General features: G+C 44.9%; 8 protein-coding genes. 7 read left to right on the top strand and 1 reads right to left on the bottom strand.

What is annotated here, in order from left to right; all coding sequences use genetic code 11:
* Window positions 1-12 precede the first annotated feature (12 nt).
* On the top strand, window positions 13-2,970 hold the full coding sequence (locus tag HMPREF9447_RS11235; RefSeq protein ID WP_009129854.1) for a glycosyl hydrolase 115 family protein: 2,958 nt from the start codon (window positions 13-15) through the stop codon (window positions 2,968-2,970).
* Between the two features lie 238 nt (window positions 2,971-3,208).
* On the opposite strand, the gene HMPREF9447_RS11230 is transcribed toward HMPREF9447_RS11235, so the two are convergent.
* A complete protein-coding gene (locus HMPREF9447_RS11230) occupies window positions 3,209-4,687 on the bottom strand; it encodes an IS1182 family transposase (protein WP_009129853.1) in 1,479 nt (492 codons plus the stop codon).
* A gap of 239 nt (window positions 4,688-4,926) precedes the next feature.
* Here HMPREF9447_RS11230 and HMPREF9447_RS11225 point away from each other — a divergent pair, with 239 nt between their 5' ends.
* The 6 genes from HMPREF9447_RS11225 to HMPREF9447_RS11200 all read left to right on the top strand — a co-directional run bounded on the left by HMPREF9447_RS11225 (window position 4,927) and on the right by HMPREF9447_RS11200 (window position 17,567).
* Window positions 4,927-7,470, top strand: a complete 2,544-nt coding sequence (locus HMPREF9447_RS11225; protein WP_009129852.1) for a glycoside hydrolase family 31 protein — start codon at window positions 4,927-4,929, stop codon at window positions 7,468-7,470.
* Window positions 7,471-7,508: 38 nt separating this feature from the next.
* Window positions 7,509-10,262 carry an MGH1-like glycoside hydrolase domain-containing protein gene (locus tag HMPREF9447_RS11220; RefSeq protein ID WP_009129851.1) on the top strand — a complete coding sequence of 918 codons (2,754 nt, stop codon included), beginning with the start codon at window positions 7,509-7,511 and terminating at the stop codon, window positions 10,260-10,262.
* A gap of 299 nt (window positions 10,263-10,561) precedes the next feature.
* Window positions 10,562-13,684, top strand: coding sequence for a SusC/RagA family TonB-linked outer membrane protein (locus HMPREF9447_RS11215; protein WP_009129850.1), 3,123 nt, complete (start codon window positions 10,562-10,564; stop codon window positions 13,682-13,684).
* A 37-nt stretch (window positions 13,685-13,721) separates the two neighbouring features.
* Complete coding sequence (locus HMPREF9447_RS11210; RefSeq protein ID WP_009129849.1) at window positions 13,722-15,545, top strand: RagB/SusD family nutrient uptake outer membrane protein; 1,824 nt, start codon at window positions 13,722-13,724, stop codon at window positions 15,543-15,545.
* 2 nt (window positions 15,546-15,547) lie between these two features.
* Complete coding sequence (locus HMPREF9447_RS11205; RefSeq protein WP_009129848.1) at window positions 15,548-16,576, top strand: family 43 glycosylhydrolase; 1,029 nt, start codon at window positions 15,548-15,550, stop codon at window positions 16,574-16,576.
* A gap of 64 nt (window positions 16,577-16,640) precedes the next feature.
* The gene (locus tag HMPREF9447_RS11200) at window positions 16,641-17,567 is read left to right on the top strand and encodes a family 43 glycosylhydrolase (protein WP_244267604.1); all 927 of its coding nucleotides are present in this window, start codon (window positions 16,641-16,643) and stop codon (window positions 17,565-17,567) included.
* Window positions 17,568-17,585 lie beyond the last annotated feature (18 nt).

Genomic DNA, 17,585 nt, shown 5'->3' with positions numbered 1-17,585 from the left:
AATAAATAAACCATGAGTATTTTTAAATCTATTTTATTAGGAGGTATGTTGCTGCTGAGTTCTTCGGCAGTGCTGGCTCAGGTTTCGCTATCGCAGAATAGTAGCGGTTCCAACGTATTCAGTCTCGTAGGCAAGAAGGATAAGGCCTGCGTGTACTATGACACAAAAGACTTTGAAGTTGTAAAAACAACGGCGGGACTATTTGCAAATGACGTGAAAGAGGTGAGCGGACAAATCTTGGGTGTTGCTACTACCAAGGAAGTTCCTCAGAAGAATTGTATCATTGTCGGAACTCTCGGTCACAATGAGTGGATCGACCAAATGGTTGCGAAGAAGAAACTGGATGTGGAACCTTTGAAGAACCGTTGGGAAAGCTATCTGGTGCAACTCGTTCGTAATCCTCTCCCCGGAGTAGAAAAGGCGTTGGTTATTGTGGGCAGCGACCGCAGAGGTGCTGCTTACGGATTATTGTCCGTGTCAAGAACCATTGGTGTGTCTCCCTGGTACTGGTGGGCAGATGCTCCCATTGTGAAGAAAGACCAATTGAATCTGAAGGTAGACAAATATATCTCCAAGGAACCTACTGTGAAGTACAGAGGTATTTTCATCAATGATGAAGACTGGGGGCTTTACCGTTGGTCGAAGAGAAACTTCGAGAAGGAAGTGGGCAACTTCGGTCCCCGTACTTACGCTAAGGTTTGTGAACTGTTGCTTCGTCTTCAAGCCAACTATTTGTGTCCGGCCATGCATGATGCCTCTATGGCGTTCCACCGTATTCCTGAAAACAGACTGGTTGCAGACCGCTTTGCCATCCTCATGGGGGCTTCTCATTGCGAACCTTTATTGTTTAATACGGCAAGTGAATGGAAGCGCGATACAATGGGCGAATGGGACTACATCAACAATAAAAAAGGCGTAGACAGCGTATTGAATGCACGCGTGAAGGAATGTGCTCCTTTTGAAAATGTATATACCCTGGCATTACGCGGACTGCACGATCGTGCCATGAATGCGAGCAATGATATGGGCGACCGGAAAGATATGCTCCAGGAAGCACTGATGGCACAAAGACAGATGTTGATTGATGCCATCGGTAAACCGGGCGAAGAGATTCCCCAGGCATTTACTCCCTATAAGGAAGTGCTGGATGTATATGACGAAGGTTTGGAACTGCCGGATGATGTAACTATCATTTGGCCGGATGATAACTATGGCTATATGAAACGTCTGAGTAGTCCAAAAGAACAGAAACGTTCAGGACGTTCCGGTGTGTACTATCACTCTTCTTATCTTGGAAAGCCTCATGACCACCTTTGGATGAATACGGTTTCTCCGACATTGATGTACGAAGAACTCCGCAAAGCGTATGATGCAACGGCCGACCGTATCTGGTTACTTAATGCAGGTGATATCAAGTCGTGTGAATTTGCTGTTGACTACTTCCTGACAATGGCTTTTGATATTGATTCTTTTAACTTTGAGAGAGCGGCTAACTATCGTACGGAATGGCTGTGCGGCATGTTGGGCGACGAATATCGCAATGAGTACCAGGATGTGGTAAACTCTTTCTATAAGCTGGCTTTTGCCCGCAAACCCGAATTTATGGGATGGGGTTACCAGTGGACCACTGATAAGCACGGAAAAGAACGGAATACGGATACTGACTTCTCACTTACCAACTACCGTGAGGTGGACAATCGCCTGAGTGAATACCGCCGGATTGGAAATGTTGTAGAGAAGATTCTGAACAACATGTCCGACGAAAAGCAAAAAGCCTGTTTCTATCAGTCGTTGTACTATCCAGTGAAAGGATGCGAACTACTGAACAGAATGATACTGGACGGACAGAGAAACCGCTGGTATTCTATCCAGCAAAGAGCCAGTGCCAAAGAACTGGAGAAATCGGCAAAACTTTGTTATGACAGCCTCGAAGTAATCACCAAAGGCTATAACTCATTGCTCGACGGTAAGTGGGATCATGTGATGACCATGAAGCAGGGATTTGCCGCCGCTTACTTTGAACTCCCTAAACTGAGAGACGTTGAACTGGCTCCTGTGGCTTCTCTGGGTGTGATGGCAGAAGGTGAAGATGTGCTGAAAGGACTGAAAAGTTTCCATTCATTGCCCTGTTTCAATACCTATCTGCGTCAGTCTTACTATGTGGATGTATTCAATAAAGGTGCCGCTCCGTTGAAATGGAAAACGGCTGTTACGAATGACTGGATATTGGTGAGCAAGAAGTCAGGAGAGACTGCTACCGAAGACCGTATAGAGGTATCCATCGACTGGGCGAAAGTTCCGGTCGGTGAGCGGATTCTCGGAACTTTGGACATCACGTCCGACCGTGGCGAGAAAGAAAGTGTTTATGTTTCTGTCTTCAATCCTACTTCTCCTTCATTGGCCGAAATGGATACTTTGTATGTTGAGAATAACGGATATGTTTCAATTGATGCCGCTGGTTTCCATCGTAAAGTTGAGAATGACGCTATTAAAGTGAGAGTGATTCCTAATCTGGGATGCGAGAATACAGCCGTTCAGTTGGGTGACCCTCTGGCACCCGCACAACGTACTGCAGGGCGTAATACACCACGTTTGGAATACGATTTCTATACTTTTGAGCAGGGATCGGTAGATGTATATACTTATGTGTTGCCTACCTTCACGATAAGCAAGGACAGGGGATATGCCGGACACGAAGCAACGAATGTAGAAACTAAATACGGCGTATGCATCGATGAGGGTCCTGTGATGACTCCGTCCACTTCTTCTTTTGAGTATGCCCAGATATGGTATGAAAGCGTATTGAAGAATTGCAGAATCAACAAGACCACCCTCCACATAGACAAGCCGGGCAAGCATACGGTGAAAATCATCTGTGGCGATGCCGGAACTGTGGTGCAGAAAATAGTGTTGGACTTCGGAGGCATGAAGCGTTCGTATATGGGGCCGCAGCCTACTAGAAACAAGTAAGCTTACTGTCTAGCGAGCCTCTAGTTTACTGTCTAGTGAGCTTCTAGCTTATCATCTAGCGAGCTTCTAGCTTACCACCCGATAAATGATAAATAGTACTATCTCAATTCTCCTCCTCCCGGGAGGTTGTGTAAAAAGTAAGAATCAAGTGTTCTTTGACATTTTGTATTAAAAAGGAAATGCTCTTTATCTCTTTATTTTGGAATTTCTATTGTTGTCCTTTGGCAAATGACCGCTATTAGGTATACTTAATAGCCCAATAGTGGACTTGTTGCAATAGTACCTGTATGCTTTGAATGTTAGTCACCCTTCTTAGGTTATAGCATGTTGCGTACAAATCTATTTCAGCCTGTACCTTTTCCTTTCCTCTGAGTAGGAGTGGTATTTGCCCCATCCAGTATTTAAGAGTTCCGAAGGGATGTTCTACCAATGTTTTTCGTAAATGTATAAGCGCTTTGTATTTCATCCCCTTACACTTCTTCATATACTGTCTTATGGGTTCGGCATCTGCCCTTCGGTAGATAATCCGACCTTTTTTCGATGTGGTGCAGAACTTTATCAGGGGACAACCCTTGCAGTCTCTTCCCTGATATTTTCTATAAAGCTTTCCATGTTTACGAACTTGCCTGTCTTTAATAGGTAATATCTTTTCTTGGGAGCATATATAATAGTCATTGTCTGCATCATAGGTAAAAAAGATTCCGTGCTCCCGATCTTCTTTAGGAGAATGGTCTCCTTCATTGAAAGGAACGGCAATCACTTTGCCTTCTTCTTCAAGGGCCAGGATCTGTTCTTCATTGGCATAACCGGTGTCGGCAACGGCTTGGGTTACTTCTACCTGAAGGTCTTCCTGCATGGCATGAATCGAAGATTGAAGGTCTTCAAAGTCATTCGGGTGGTCGGTAACCTGCATGGCACCTATCAGATGATGTTGGGAATCTACCACTGATTGGACATTGTAAGCCGGAAGAAAACCGTTGCGGGTCTTCATCAGGCGAGCTTCGCGGTCAGAGGGAAAGCTTCTTTTGGAACCTTCATCCAGCATACGCTGTTTTTCCGCCTGAAGTTCTTCAACCTGTTGGCTCAAACGGGCTATCTTCTCCAGTAGGGAGCTCTCCACACCGAGATCGTCCGAGAGTTCGGATAATTGTTCCTGGGCTGTTTCCACCAGATCATTTTCATTAAGCTGGTGCAGATACTTCTCTAAACGGGTATCCAACAAGGCTAACTGTCGATTAATACCATCTAAAGTAAGACCGTCACGATTGGTATTGGCTTTGATTTTACTGCCGTCAACAGCTACCAATTTGCCTGAAATATAACCGGAACTGACCAGAAAGCGGCGGAAATCAAGGCAACATTCATGAATGCCCGAAGTTTGTTTGGAACGGAAATCGGCAATAGTCTTATGATCGGGATGGAGATTACCCAGAAGCCAGATCAACTCCATATTACGCAGAGTCTCGCGCTCCAGTTTACGGGAAGAACTGATACTGTTTAAATAGCCGTAGACATACAGCTTGAGTAAAGTACCAAAGCTATAAGCCGAACGGCCTGTAGGACTGTTACCTTTATAAGATGAAAAATCAGGGTGCAATTTGATAAACTGATCGACAAAAACATCAATCAGACGAACAGGGTTCTCACAAGAGATATAAGAATCTAAAGACTCGGGAAGAGTCAGTTGATTGCGATCAAAAGGTTGAATATAGCCCATAAAATTAATCCTATTGTTATCAAAGCAAAGATATAAAATCCTTTTTATACAATATGTCAAAGAACACTTGATTCTTACTTTTTACACAACCTCCGACTGGAGGAGGGGAATTGAGATAGTTCATTTCGTTTATGACGAAAGGGAAAAAGAAGAAGATGACAACCTGATTATCAATAAAGAAAATCAGTGATATGAATTTTTATTAATGTAAATTTGGAACCTATAAAATCAATATTACCATGATGAAGAAGTTAACACTTATTCTTTGCATTTTGCAAGGCCTCCTGTTGTCGCTACGAGCGCAGGGTGAACAGCAGAATATTGCTTATGCTGATGACCATGTACGATTTACGGTCATATCGGATGGAACGCTCCGTCTGGAGTATGCTCCGGATGGGAAGTTTGTAGATGACAAGTCCTTTATAGCAGTGGACCGCCTATATCCGCATGTCAATTACAAGGTGAAAGCAAAGGGGACATGGGTTGAAATAACCACTTCCAAAATGAAAATGCGTTATAAAAAAGACAGTGGACAGTTCACAGACAATAACCTAGTAATCGAATCTGTGAAAGGAGCATTCCCGTTCACCTGGAAGCCCGGCATGCAACAGAAAGGTAACCTGAAAGGCACCTACCGCACCCTCGACGGAATGGATGGCGACACACAGACCCAAACCTGGGTGTCTGACACCAAGAAAGGGGATAAACTGAAACTGGAAGACGGTCTGCTGGCAACCGATGGCTGGTCGCTCATTGACGACTCCCGGGGGCTGCTGTTTGACAATGACCCGGACTGGGACTGGGCGAAGGAACGCCCCGCCAATGAAGGACAGGACTGGTACTTCATGGCCTACGGACATGACTATAAACAAGCCCTGAAAGACTATACCCTGTTTGCGGGTAAGATGCCATTACCTCCCCGCTATGCCTTCGGTTATTGGTGGTCACGTTATTGGCTGTACTCCGATAAAGAGTTCCGTAATCTGATTGATAATTTCCATACTTATCAGATTCCTTTGGACGTGTTAGTAGTGGATATGGACTGGCATTATACCGAAAAAGGCAAGGGAGGCTGGACCGGCTGGACCTGGAACCGGGACTTATTTCCCAATCCTCAGGGCTTCCTGAAATACCTGAAACAGAACAATGTGAAAGTGACGCTCAACCTGCATCCGGCAGACGGAGTGGCCGCTTATGAAGAAAAATATCCGGAGATGGCTAAAGACATGGGTGTGGACCCTGCTACAAAGCAAACAATACCCTGGGTAAATTCAGATAAGAAGTTCATGAAGAATATGTTCAAGAACATCCTGGCTCCGATGGAGAAAGACGGAGTGGACTTCTGGTGGCTGGACTGGCAGCAGGGAATGTTCGACTCAAAGATGAAGAACCTGAGCAATACCTGGTGGATCAACTACGCATTCTTTAGTGATATGGAACAACGCCGGGAGACTCGCCCGATGCTCTACCACCGCTGGGGAGGATTGGGGAACCATCGTTATCAGGTGGGATTCTCGGGTGATGCAGTGATTTCATGGAAGTCGTTGGACTTCCAACCTTACTTCAACTCTACTGCTTCTAATGTGTTGTACGGCTATTGGAGCCATGACCTAGGCGGACACATCGGTAGCCAGATAGACCCCGAAATGTACACCCGCTGGCTGCAATTCGGAGCATTGAGCCCGATAATGCGTACCCACTCCCAGAAAGGTGCTGAACTGAATAAGGAACCCTGGGTGTTCAGCAAGGAGTATTGCGATATCATCCGTGAGACAATCCGCCAACGCTATGTGATGGCTCCTTATATCTACACCATGGCCCGCAAAGGATATGATGACGGAATTTCACTCTGCCGCCCCATGTATTATGATTATCCGGAGAATAAGGAAGCTTATGAATTCGCCAATGAGTATATGTTTGGAGATGATGTGATGGTGGCGCCGGTTACGGCTCCGGCAAAGGATGGTTATGCGCAAGTGCGTGTATGGCTACCGGAGGGAGAATGGTACGAGTGGCATACGGGTGCTTTGCTGCAAGGCAACCGCGTTGTGGAACGCTCTTTTGCCATTGATGAATATCCCATCTATGTAAAGGCGGGTGCGATACTGCCTCTGTATCTGGAGAACGTGATGAACCTGAACGGTAACGATGAAGAAATAGCAGTGACGGTGTTTCCCGGTGGAAACGGTACATCGGTATTCAGCCTGTACGAAGATAACGGAAATGATAAGAACTATGCATCCGAGTATGCGGTGACCAAGCTGACTACTACCCGTAGCGGCAATGAGCAAACCGTTGTGATAGGCAAGCGCGAAGGTAGTTATAAAGAGATGCCTCTTGCCCGTGCATTCAAGGTGAAAGTGCTGTCGTCACTCATTCCTCTGTCCGTTACGGTGAATGGGAATCCGGCAGAATACACATATTCGGCCGAAGACTTTGCCCTGCTGGTAGATTTGCCGGAATTGCCCAATCAGGAAAAAGTGATTAAGATAGTCTATCCGGCGGAAAAGGTGGATATGAACGGGCTTTTGGGAGCATCCCGAAGAATGGCCAAATCTATGGAACAACTGAAGTATCGTAATTCGTATATTGTCTTCAAAGAGGAGTTGGGCAAGATGGGAAGTCTGAATGAAGCTGTGATGTATGCTCCGTTAGAAATGCCCGCTTTAATCGACGGTTTCTGGAAGAGTTATCATGAATTACCTTCGGTATTGGAACGCCAGGGCCTGAAGAGCGAGCAGGCAACGTGGTTCTTGCAATCAGTTTGCTGGGACGAAAAGTGATTTTGAATGTTTCTGGAAGGAAGTTACTGAAATAATAGATGAAACGATACTTGATGACATTTCTGGCCGCAACTGTGGCCCTTTACTGTGTAGGAGCTGTTTTTCCTTCACCTTCTTCGGACAATAGCCATGACATAGCTTCCTTGCATGCATGGGGTCCTTACTCAAAACGTTATGCCGGCATCTCGCACATACCCGATATGCGCAAAGGGATACGTTTTGACTTCTCGGTGATGCCCGGATACTACCGGAACCGCCAGTTGGTGCCACACGTCCTGTTCGAGTCGTCCTACTATCCGTGGGAGATAAACCCGGAGATGACCCGCATCACCTACCGCTATGAGCTGGAATGGAAAGATCGGGTCTATACGGATGTCACCTACCACATTCTGGATGATAACCGTACACTGGTCGGGATACATTGTGTCAACAATACAAGTATGCCCCAGAATCTGGTCTTGAATCAGATGGCTTACATCGATTATCCCGAAACGCAACCGCAAGTGGTCGCTACAGGCGCATCCCGCCTGCAATGGTACAATGCCATCGACTATGTGGAGAATGAGCCTGTCCGCCAGTCTCCTCAGTACCGGCTGGTGTATGACGGTTGGCAACGGAATGAAGAGCGGAGTGCCTCGTCGCTCGATGGCTCCATTCTGGGCCGGGGCTTCGGCAGAAACGAGGGCGACCGTCTGGCTTATCTGGTGAATATCCTTCCGGGACACGAGAGAGGCGCCATAGGACTTCGGTTTAAGGTAAAAGAAGGGGAAACCGCTGTTCTGCATTTGAAAGGACTGACGGAACAGCCTGTGGAATTAAGGGGTACGGGAGAATTTTCCTTCCTGTCCGTCCCTTACCATTGTAAAAAGGCGGGGGAGTATAAACTGGAATTTATTTCCGCTTCCACCGTGGGCATCAGCCTGGATGGTTTCTTTGTGGGAGACAGTGATGAGGTAAGCCATGTAAACGTCACTCCTGCACCGGTTCCCTTCACTCCCATGATGGAAGTGGGAGAGGACCGGAAGGACTTCATCCTGAAATACAAGGATTGTGAGAACTTTTATGGTGTGGCCTGGAACTACCAGCATTCGGAGGTGCGCGAGATTCTGAACGGTGAATTGGAGTCTTTTTTTCGTAGACGGGTGCACGATCATGTGTCGTCAAGGCTGGTTGGCGACAGGAAGTGGCATTATGCAAACACCTTTTTGCGCCCCGTCGTGCTGGAACCGAATTCCGAACAGACCATCTATATGCTGGTGTGCAGCGGAGATAAGGAACTGGTGAAACAGGAGCTATCCGGTTTTCACTCTGCTCCGGACAAACTCATCGCACAGATACAGCCTGCAAAAGATGCGAAATTCAAAGACGGGGTACTGCCTGCCGGAGAAAAGTATCTTCTGGGAAACCGTCTGTTGCAAGCCTCGCTTTTGTCGAATATTGTATATCCGGTTTATACTCAGAAAGAGTATATCCGGCACTTCACACCGGGAAAGAACTGGAACAGCCTCTATACCTGGGACTCCGGTTTCATAGCGTTGGGACTGGTGGATGTGGACCCTGCCAAGGCTTTCGAATGTATCAAGGCTTATACCACTCCGGTAGGTAGTGAGTCGGCTTTCATTCATCATGGCACTCCATTGCCTATACAGATGTATGCCTACTTTGATTTATGGAATAACAGTCTGTCACATGAATCATTGGAATTCCTGTATCCCCGCCTGAAACAATATTTTGATTTCATGGTCGGAACCGATCCCTATTCTACCACCCGGATGGAAGGTTCCGGTTTGCTTCGCACCTGGGATTATTTCTATAATTCCGGTGGATGGGACGATTATCCGCCCCAGCATGAGTTGCACCGCACTAAATCGCAAACCCCGTTCGTTACTCCTGTGGTGACTTCTGCTTATTATCTTCGGGCTGCGAAGATTCTGCGCCTGGCAGCCAAGGAACTGGGATTGAAAAAAGACATGAAGGAGTATGAACAGGTCATCAAGCAACTGTCATATGCATTGCAAACCTATGCGTGGGATGAAGAAAGCGGATATTACGGATATGTGGTTCATGACTCTTTGGGCAATGCAAAAGATATTTTCCGGTATAAAGACCACTCTAATTTCAATAAGGGACTGGATGGAGTAACCCCTCTGGCAGCGGGCATCTGTTCTTCCGCTCAGGCGGACAAGCTGGTGAAACATCTGTTTTCTCCTGATGAGTTGTGGACTAAGGTAGGTATATCTACAGTTGATCAATCCGCTTCTTATTATAAGGTGGACGGATATTGGAATGGTGCTGTCTGGTTTCCCCATCAGTGGATGATGTGGAAAGCTCTTTTAGACCTGGGTAAAGGAGAAGAAGCTTACCGGGTGGCGCATACGGCTCTTGATAACTGGGAAAAGGAGTGTGCAGAGAGTTATTTCACGTTCGAGCACTTCATCATTTCCTCGGGAAGAGGGGCGGGGTGGCATCAGTTTTCCGGGCTTTCGTCTCCTATCCTGAACTGGTTTGCGGCTTATTATAAACCGGGTAAGGTCTCCACAGGGTTTGAAGTCTGGATTACGAAAAGCGAATTCACTGGCAACTGTTCTGGATATAAGGCTGAAATCTCTTTTGATGATTCAACGAGACCGCATGAACGTTGCATGATTGTTTGTATGAATGCGGGGTGTCAATATACAGTGCGTTTCAATGGTAAACCTGTTAAGTTCAGGTCCGGACATGCAGGAATGTTGGAAATCACTCTACCTGCAACGAATAAAACAGGAGATCTGGTAGTTCAGGCTCTTGATTGAAGCTGCTTGTTAATAATGTACTACTATCTCAGTTTCTCTCTCTCTTATTTCTCTAACATATATCTGAAGTTTTCTTAATCAGCAACTTTTGCAACTTACAGTATATTAGTAAAATAGCAGTTGCGTCTCATAATTGAAATTATTGTCCCTATTCCCTTTTTAAACCCTTCTGAAGGGTAAATTGAGACGTTTTTTCTTTTTTTAGAGATAACTTTAGCATCAATAATTTAATCTAATCTCTACATTTGTCCTGCTTTAAAGCCAATAAAGACTTTACAATTTTTTTAAAATTTAATATTATGAAGCAGAAGATTTCAAAATTCTTTTCTGATGCAAGGATTAGGATGCTATTACTACTCCTTATCTCTACAATGTCTGTTCAAGCCCAGTCAGGCAGAATCGTTACGGGTGTTGTTAAAGATGCCACGGGCGAAACAGTTATCGGTGTGAACGTAACTGTAAAAGGTAATGCTGCTGTGGGTACTATTACTGATTTGGATGGTAAATATTCACTGAACATTCCCGCACAAAAAACTACCTTAGTATTTTCATTCATTGGCTATCAAACAATGGAAAAAACAATTGATGCCAACACCAGAACCCTGAACGTTATGTTGGTTGAGGATTCTAAGTTGTTGGATGAAGTTGTTGTGGTTGGTTATGGTACAATGAAGAGAAAAGACGTAACGGGTGCTGTGGCACACATCGGCGATGAGGTTACCAAGAACAGAGCTGCAACAAATGCTCTCGACTATTTGGTTGGTACGGTTCCCGGTGTACACATCACTCCTTCTACTGATGCAGGTGGTGGTGCTTCCGGACTTTTGATTCGCGGTAAGCAATCATTGAAAGCCAGTACTTCTCCTTTGATTGTTTTGGACGGCGTAGTATTCTATGGTAATATTGATGACATCAACCCGAACGACATCGAAAGTATGGATATCCTGAAAGATGCCAGTTCTACCGCTATCTACGGTTCTAAAGGTTCGGCCGGTGTTATCCTTATCAATACGAAGAAAGGTTCTTCTGAAAAACCTATCATTAATGTAAGTACAAAAATCGGTGTGTCGCAAGCAACATTTATGCCTGAGATGCCTACTGCTGAACAGTACATGCAGAGACGTTCCGATTACTATAAAACAATCGATTACTTTAAACCGGGTGATCAGCAAAAAGGGTTGGGTTACTATGACAACCCCGATAATCTGCCCGAAGGCGTTTCTCGTGAACAATGGGCTGCCTATGATCCTTCTTTCTCCGGTGACTACACCGAAACCTGGATGCAACGTATGGAGTTTAACCCGATTGAGGTTACTAACTATAAAAATGGCAAGTTCGTTGACTGGATGGACCTTGTTTATCAGAATGGTTTGAGACAAGATTACAGTGCATCAGTTTCTGGAAAGACTGCAAGAACCAACTATTATGTGTCGTTGGGCTATACCAATAATGACGGTATTGTTGTAGGTGACCAGTTCCGTGCTTCAAGATCACGTGTGAACTTAGATACTGAAATCACAAAATGGTTGAATATCGGTTTGAATGCACAGTTCACTCATAAAGGTTCGGATGATATCAAAGCAGATACAGGTGCAGCTAAGGCTGCCAGTCCCTTTGGTGATGTTTACGAAGCTGACGGAAGCATCAAGGTTAGACCTTGGGATGACAACCGTATTGCCAATCCGTTGCTGAACCGTTCTGTGGACGACAAATATTATAGAACACAGACTTTCAATTCAAGTGTTTACGGCAAGTTGACTCTCCCGTTCGGATTCTCCTGGCAGACGACTTTCAACATACGCTATGGTTGGAGAAAGGATTACTATTTTGACTCTGACATCAAACCGGGTGTACCGTCAGGTGGTAAAGCAAAACGCGTAGACTATTCAGACTACGAATGGAGTATCGATAATATGTTGAAGTGGAACCGTACGTTTGCTAAAATACATAACTTTGACTTTACCTTTGTATATACTGCCGAAAAGTACCAGAACTGGCAAAGTACAGGAAACAATGAAGGTTTCCAGCCTAACGGCGCATTGAGCTATCACGGTATTCAGGCAGGTATCACTCCTACGGTCAGCTCCAATGACGAAATGCAGACAGGTAATGGTTTGTTGTGGCGTTTGAACTACTCATTGATGGATCGTTATTTGCTGACCGGCTCTGTACGTCGTGACGGTTTCTCTGCTTTCGGACAGAATAATCCTTTTGGTACGTTCTCTACAGTGGCTGCCGGATGGCGTATGTCAGAAGAAAACTTCTTGAAGGACGTGAAATGGATAGATAACTTGAAACTGCGCCTCTCTTGGGGGCAGACCGGTAACCGTGATATCGGCCGTTATGCCGCCTATTCAAGATTGACCATTACGAACGTTATCCAGAATGGTGTGAACTACAAAGGTGTATATCCTTCAAGTTTGGCTAATAGAGACCTGAAATGGGAAACTACTACCGGTTTCAACCTTGGTGTTGACTTCGGATTGTTCAACAACAGATTGAGCGGTTCGGTAGAACTCTATAAGAACAAGACGAACGACTTGTTGATGGACCGTGCTATGCCCGAAATTTCAGGATATGGTAAGATTGCTTCTAACTTGGGAGAGATTGCCAACCAGGGTGCTGAGTTAACTTTGTCAAGTATAAACGTGAATACCTCTAATGTACGTTGGGCTACTACATTTACTTATTCTACTAACAAGAATGAAATCAAGCACCTGTATGGTGATATAATTGATGTGCTGGATGCAGATGGTAATGTTATTGGTCAGCGTGAGGATGATGACGTACAGAACGGCTGGTATATCGGACATGCCATTGATGAAATTTATGATTATAAGTGGATTGGCGTATGGCAACTGGGTGAAGAATTGGAAGCTGCAAAATATGGTAAACAGCCGGGTGACCCAAGATTGATGGATGTCAATAACGATGGTAAGATCAATGATGAGGACAAACTTTGGTTAGGTAACAAAACTCCGAAGCACCGTATGACACTGAGTAGTGACCTGAACCTCTTCAAATGCATCAACTTCTCTTTTGTGCTGCGTGGAGAATTCGGCTGGATGGATATCGATAATCTGCCCAGAAACGAAACTAACCGTTTCTACAATACTTCAAACTCTGTTTGGACTGAATACTGGACACCTTGGAATCAGAACAGCAAATATGCCCGTCTGGGGGCAAACGTTGACAGTCCGGGTGTGAACATCTACGAAAAGAGAAATTACGTAAGAATGCAGAATATGGCATTGTCTTATACATTCCCGAAGAAGCTGATTAACAAGTTTATGATTGATAACCTGAGATTTAGCATTAATGTGGATAATGCATTCGTTATTTCTAAGTGGAGAACTTCCGATCCTTTGACGAAGGCCATCACTCCGCGTATCTGGACATTTGGTGTAGATATTACCTTATAATCTGATAGAACGAATAATTTTAAATAAAGATATTCAAATGAAAACAAAGAAATATATACTAAAAGGTCTGGCTACTTGCCTGATAGCTGCCAGCCTTTCTGCTTGTGTTGATCTGGAACCGAAGGCTATGTCGTTTCTGACTCCGGAGAATACTTTCGTGGATAAAGCGGGTTTGGAAACCATGCTTCGCCTTTGTCGCAAGCAAATGAATTTTGAATGGTTCGGAGATGCATTCAACTCCAGTAATTGTGAAACTTACTCTGTGTATGAATATGCCTGGTCTGACTTGGCTGTGATGGGTGGTCCTGAAACAAAGGAAATACATAATATGGTGACTCAGTTGACTCCTACCACTAATATGTATTTACACCTTCGTTACTGGGTTTTCGGCTGGAATGGTATCAAGTATGCCAATACGGTCATCACCCGTGCTCCCGAAGCTGATGGTATGGCTTCGGAAGAAGACAGAAACGCTTGTTTGGCTGAAGGATATTTTCACCGTGCTTACTGGTATTATCTGCTGACTAACCAATTCGGTGATGTACCTTGGATTGGGGAAGAGATTACCGGTGCTAAATTAGACTTTAATACCGTTTCTCGTAAGACTATCCTTGCGAATATCAAGAAAGATATGGAATATGCCGTACAATGGTTGCCTAAAGAAGTGATTCGTGGTGCAGTGAGCAGAGCCGCAGGTGAGCACTTACTGGCTAAGATATGTCTGGCTACCGGTGACTTCCAACAGGCAGTGGATGCAACCACCCGTTGTATCAACAACTACGGATTACGTCTGATGACCGAACGTTTCGGTATCAACTCAGACGATAAGAGCAAGGATGTCTACAATGACTTGTTTCAGGAAGAAAATATCAGTATCGTTGAGAACAAAGAAGGTATCATGATCGGTCAGGAAATCTATGGTCTGGATGGATGTTCTTCTCCAGGTGGCTCAAACCGTAAACGTAACTTCGTGCCTCAGTGGCACTCCGGTTCCAAGATGAAAACACCGGACGGAAAGAACGGAACAACGGATGCTTCTGGTATCTATGATGGATACGAACAACTGGAATATCTGGGTAGAGGTCTTGCTAAGATACGTCCTACCAACTATGCGCAATATAGCTTGTGGAGCAACTGCGGTGATGATATGCGTCATAACTCCAACAATTGGTATGATAAGTCACAAATCAAATACAACTTGCCGGCTTCAAAAGGTGGTAGTGCCGCATACTTCGGCCAACCAGTTGATCCTGCTTTTTGTTCGGACACTATGCGTTGTTACTTCTCCTTCCCGATTGTGAAGGTCCTGATAGACAAGGATGATATAAAAGCAGGAGGTAAAGTTCCTGTAGGTGGTTTCACCGACCAGTACATCTTCCGTCTTGCCGAAACTTACCTGAACAGAGCTGAGGCATACTGGTGGTTAGGACAGAACGATTTGGCTACTGCTGATGTGAATACAATCCGCCGTCGTGTGAATGCTCCGGAATTCTCATCTGTTACGTTGGAAGACATTCTGGATGAAAGAGCCAGAGAGTTATTTCTGGAAGACCATCGTAAGACTGAGCTGACACGTATTGCATTCCTGAAAGCAGAAAAGGGTGTAGACGGATATTCTCTCAGCAACTTCTCGGAGAAGAACTGGTACTATGACCGCGTAATGGAAAAGAACAACTTCTTTGCAACAGAATATTATTATTCAACCAATGCCTTCATAATGAAGCCTTATCATGTGTTGTGGCCTGTTCCGCGTAATGCTATAGAATCCAACACGCAAGGTCGCATCAACCAGAACTATGGTTACGATGGCTATGAAGACAATATTCCTGTAGAAGAACTTGAAAAAAGATATAATAATTGATTATGAGAAGTAGATATATATTATTTGCCTTGGCTCTGACAGGAGCCTTGGCATCCTGTTCGGATGATGATAATAAAAAGCCGGTTTATAGTAATCCCTATTCAAATCCGCTGACTGACTACAGTGTGGGTGATCCTACCATCTGGAAAGCAAATGACCATTCATATTACGTATATGCTACCAATACATCTGTCATCCGTAAGTCGGAAGACCTGATTCATTGGACAGACGGAGGCAAGATGTTCGACAAGAAACCTTCATTCGTAACCGAATCGGGTGCAGCAGTGTGGGCTCCGGATATTGAGAAGGTTGGCGACAAATATATCTTGTATTATGCCATGTCTGCCATGGGCAAGCCTGCTACTGCCGGTATTGGTATTGCTTCGGCTGATTCTCCCGAAGGTCCTTTCACATTGGATATATCGGTAGACGGAAAAGGCAAGCTGTTCACTTCTGCTGAAATTGACGTGAGAAATTCCATTGACCCTTGCTTCTATGAGGACAACGGACAGAAGTGGATTGTTTGGGGTAGTTTCAACGGTCTGTATGCTGTGAAGTTGAATGCTGACGGTACCAGAGTGTATCCCGACATCGCAACAGCCAAGAAGGAGAGAGTTCAGGTGGCAGGTACGGCTTTCGAGGCGCCTTACATCCATAAGCGTGGTGATTATTACTATATGTTTGCATCGGTTGGTTCATGCTGTAACTCTATGTTGAGTACTTACACTACGGTTGTAGGTCGTTCCACTTCTTTCTTAGGTCCGTATGTGAATAAGAACGGAGAGTCGATGATGGACAACAAATATGAAGTACTTATCAGAGCCAATGACCGTTTTGTAGGGCCGGGTCACAACTCGGAGATTGTGACGGATAGCGAAGGTAATGAGTGGATGTTATATCATAGTTACGACCGCCACACCCCAAGCAAAGGACGTTATCTGATGATTGACCGTATCGTTTGGGATAATGATTGGCCTATGATTGTAGGCAACGCTCCATCCACTGAGGCAGAAGCCCCGGTTTGTAAATAGTAAAAAGAAACATATGCAAAGAATATTGTTAATAGTAGCTTTTCTCGCCATAAGCTGTGTGCTTATGGCGAAAAAGCCTGGCAAAACTTATCAGAATCCGGTTATAAACTATAGTCTGCCCGATCCTTCCATTATTAAAGGGGAGGATGGCTACTATTACCTCTATGCTACCGAAGATATCAAGCACTTGCCCATTCATCGTTCCAAAGATTTGGTGGAATGGGAATTTGTGGGTACGGCATTTACCAAGGACACTCGTCCGAATTTTGAACCTAAAGGAGGGCTGTGGGCTCCGGACATTAATAAAATAGGCGATAAATACGTACTTTATTATTCCATGTCCGTTTGGGGAGGGGAGGGGACTTGCGGCATCGGATGTGCCACTGCCGATAAACCCGAAGGGCCTTTTACGGATCATGGAAAAATGTTCCGCAGCAATGAAATTAATGTGCAAAATTCCATCGATCCTTTCTATATAGGAGATGGGGGAAAGAAATATCTCTTCTGGGGTAGTTTCCGTGGGATTTATGGCATTGAGCTATCAGACGACGGACTTTCAGTTAAGAAAGGTGCTAAGCTCCGCCAGGTGGCAGGAACAGCTTATGAAGGAACATATATTCACAAGAAAGACGGCTATTATTATTTCTTTGCTTCGATAGGTACTTGTTGCGAAGGGTTGAAGAGTACTTATACCACGGTTGTAGGACGTTCCAAGAAACTTTTTGGACCCTATATAGATAAAAGTGGCAAGAAAATGCTGGACAATCATCATGAAGTGTTGATTCAGAAGAATGAAGCTTTCGTAGGTGTCGGGCATAATTCTGAGATTGTGACGGATAAGGCGGGTAATGACTGGATGTTTTATCATGCAGTGAGTACTAAACGTCCCGAAGGTCGCGTGTTAATGATGGATAAGGTTGAGTGGAAAGGCGGATGGCCTTCAGTAGCTGGAAATTCTCCGTCGACAGAGTCCGCTAGACCGGTGTTCTAACTAATGAATTGAAATAGA

The organism is Bacteroides oleiciplenus YIT 12058 (assembly GCF_000315485.1).
In the GTDB taxonomy this organism is placed as follows: domain Bacteria; phylum Bacteroidota; class Bacteroidia; order Bacteroidales; family Bacteroidaceae; genus Bacteroides; species Bacteroides oleiciplenus.
Note: the sequence above shows the minus strand (reverse complement) of the source record. Positions and strands in the feature narration are given on the sequence as shown.